5 protein-coding genes are annotated in these 2,861 nt (G+C 31.0%); 3 read left to right on the top strand and 2 right to left on the bottom strand.

Going from position 1 to position 2,861, the window contains the following annotated elements:
• From ACH2BG_RS10690 to ACH2BG_RS10680, 3 genes are all read left to right on the top strand, one after another.
• Nucleotides 1-518: methionyl-tRNA formyltransferase (locus tag ACH2BG_RS10690; protein ID WP_395047683.1), on the top strand; the 518-nt coding region annotated here is incomplete at its 5' end.
• A 171-nt stretch (nt 519-689) separates the two neighbouring features.
• On the top strand, nt 690-968 hold the full coding sequence (locus tag ACH2BG_RS10685) for an HU family DNA-binding protein (protein ID WP_395047682.1): 279 nt from the start codon (nt 690-692) through the stop codon (nt 966-968).
• Between the two features lie 113 nt (nt 969-1,081).
• Nucleotides 1,082-1,642 carry a YqgE/AlgH family protein gene (locus tag ACH2BG_RS10680; RefSeq protein ID WP_395047681.1) on the top strand — a complete coding sequence of 187 codons (561 nt, stop codon included), beginning with the start codon at nt 1,082-1,084 and terminating at the stop codon, nt 1,640-1,642.
• Here the strand turns inward: ACH2BG_RS10680 and ACH2BG_RS10675 are convergent.
• Nucleotides 1,639-2,433, bottom strand: a complete 795-nt coding sequence (locus tag ACH2BG_RS10675; protein WP_395047680.1) for an aminotransferase class IV — start codon at nt 2,431-2,433, stop codon at nt 1,639-1,641. The two genes, ACH2BG_RS10680 and ACH2BG_RS10675, sit on opposite strands and share 4 nt — an antisense overlap.
• 53 nt (nt 2,434-2,486) lie before the next feature.
• Nucleotides 2,487-2,861: START-like domain-containing protein (locus tag ACH2BG_RS10670; protein ID WP_395047679.1), on the bottom strand; the 375-nt coding region annotated here is incomplete at its 5' end.

Here is a 2,861-nt window from a genome sequence, read left to right as displayed (position 1 = left end):
TAGATACTGGAGCGATGATTTTAAGTAAGGAATTAGAAATTTCCGAATCTGAAAACGTTGGTGAGTTACATGACAAATTGATGGTTTTAGGTTGCGATGCAGTTTTAGAAACTTTAGATAAAATTGCTGAAGGAAATGTCATAACTACAATTCAGGAAGATACTTCGGGTATAAAAACTGCCTATAAACTAGATCGTGACAATTGCAAAATCGATTTTACAAAAAATATAACCGAAGTTTACAATCTAATTCGTGGTTTGAGTCCGTATCCTTCGGCTTGGTGTAATTTTAAAGATGGAGAGCACGAATTTAACATCAAAATATATGATACGAAACAAGAAGTGTTGTCGCACGATTATGAAATAGGAAGTGTAATTACAACCAAAAAAGAAATAAAAATTGCAGTTATTGGCGGATTTATCCATGTCTTGTCGCTTCAATTCCCTGGAAAAAAGAAAATGTTGGCTCACGAATTGCTAAACGGAGTCAGCTTTTCGGAGTTTGCAAGGGTATTTTAAGCTTATAAATCCTTGTTTTTGTAATAAAAAAGTATCATTTGTGAACAAATAAGTAAAGTTATTAACAAAATATATAAAAAAACGGCTTAACTGTTGTGAGAATAGGAAATCCTTTTAAATTTGTATGTATAAGTATATGAATTATTAACCAATCAATTAATACAAATTATTATGAACAAATCAGATTTAATCGATGCAATGTCAGCTTCTGCTGGAATTACAAAAGCTGCTGCTAAATTAGCTTTAGAATCATTTTTAGGTAATGTTGAAGGAACTTTGCAAAAAGGTGGAAGAGTTTCTCTAGTTGGATTTGGATCTTGGTCAGTATCTAACAGAGCTGCAAGAGACGGAAGAAACCCACAAACAGGGAAAACTATTAAAATTGCTGCTAAAAACGTAGTGAAATTTAAAGCGGGTGCTGAATTAGAAGGATCAGTAAATAAAAAATAGTTTATCATAAAACGATTAGAGCCACGCATTGCGTGGCTTTTTTTATGTTTTTTAACGATTAAATTTGGTTTATAAACATATTATTTGTTAAATTTAAATAAAAATCAAACATTATGATAGCTGTAAAACCAAAAAAAGGGAATTTGTTAGTAGCAGAGCCTGCTATTACAGGGGATTTATCTTTCAATAGATCAGTTGTTTTATTAGCAGATCATAATGCAGAAGGTTCGGTTGGATTTATTTTGAACAAGCCTTTAGGATATACGATAAGAGATTTAATTCCTGAAATATCTGCGACATTCAAAGTGTATAACGGCGGTCCTATAGAGCAAGATAACTTATATTTTATACACAATATACCACATCTAATCCCAAATAGTATCGAAATTGCCGAGGGTATTTATTGGGGAGGATGTTTCGATTCTACTCGAGATCTAATAAATCAAGGTAAAATAACTAGAAATAATATTCGCTTTTTTCTAGGGTATTCTGGCTGGGACGCAGAACAATTACAAGAAGAACTAGAGTCTAATTCTTGGATTATTTCTGAAAACGAACTTCATAACAAAATTATAGGAAAATCATCGACCGATTTTTGGCGTGAAAAAATAATGGAACAGGGTGGTGATTACTTAATATGGTCTAATGCACCAGAAAACCCTATGTTTAACTAACCCAATCTAATTTTTGTATTTAATTTTATAAGAAGTTGGTTTGCAATATTAGTTTCGAATTCTTTTTTTCGATATTTTGTTATTGGCTGAATACCTGTAATTACATTGGTTATAAATAATTCATCTGCTTTTTGTAAATCGAAAGGAGAGATTACCGCTTCCATTACTTCAATATTTTCGAGTGTTTTTGCTAAAGTTAAAATTTGTTTTCGCATAATTCCGTTTAAACAACCTTCAGAAATTGGTGGAGTAGATAAAACACCGTCTTTTAGCATAAAAATATTTCCGTTTAAAGATTCAATAACATTTTTATCTTCATTGATTAAAATACAATTATCTAAACCATTTTCGTTAGCATAAATACTTCCTGTGATATTTATTAATTTGTTGGTTGTTTTTAGTGTAGAGATGAGCTGTTTTGATATATAAAAATCTTTGTATAAATCAACTTCATAATTAGATTTCTGAATCACATACAACGGTTTTTCGATTTTTGAAACCGAAATTTCGTAATCTATATTGTTGTTTTCGGGTAAATAGTAACCGCCATCTTTTCTGTAAACAGTAATTCTAGCTCTGGCAGAAGTTTCGATATTTCCTGTTTTAGCTTTAGAGAGCAATTCATTTTCAAAGAATTCCATAGTAAAATTCATAGGAATTTCCATTCTTAGAATTCGCATCGAAGACATTAAACGAAAATAATGATCTTCTAAAAATAGAATTCTGTTGTCTAAAATTTTTACAGTTTCAAAAACTGCATCACCATATAAAAAAGCACGATTATTTTGCATAAAAAAAGCCCTGAAAAATTCAGGGCAAATATAAGTTTAATATTTTTTAGAAACTAGACTGATCCTATAACATGTTTCAAATCTGAAACTTGATTTTCCCATAACAATTTCGATTCTTCTACATCATCTGCTTCGGCATAATCAACGACCATAAGAGAAACATCTTTTGTAATTTCGTCGACGAGTATTCTTAGTTCAAAATAATATTCGGTGTCTTTATTGTCTTCGTCCATCCATTTGAACTTGATTTTTTCGCCCGTTTTTTTGGAATACAACCTTGCCTTTTCTTCGGAATCATTCCAAATAAAAGTGTAAAATTCGCCACGAGAGTTTACATTATCTGCAAACCATTCTTGCAGACCTGAAGGAGTTGAAATGTATTGGTATAATAACTGCGGAGATGAGTTTATAGGGAATTCTAATTCGTA

Source organism: Flavobacterium sp. (assembly GCF_043779715.1).
Taxonomy (GTDB): Bacteria; Bacteroidota; Bacteroidia; order Flavobacteriales; family Flavobacteriaceae; genus Flavobacterium.
Note: the sequence above shows the minus strand (reverse complement) of the source record. Positions and strands in the feature narration are given on the sequence as shown.

Coding starts and splice junctions, on each gene's coding strand:
- ACH2BG_RS10685 (WP_395047682.1), top strand. CDS start 690: ATGAACAAATCAGATTTAATCGATGCAATGTCAGCTTCTGCTGGAATT.
- ACH2BG_RS10675 (WP_395047680.1), bottom strand. CDS start 2,433: ATGCAAAATAATCGTGCTTTTTTATATGGTGATGCAGTTTTTGAAACT.
- ACH2BG_RS10680 (WP_395047681.1), top strand. CDS start 1,082: ATGATAGCTGTAAAACCAAAAAAAGGGAATTTGTTAGTAGCAGAGCCT.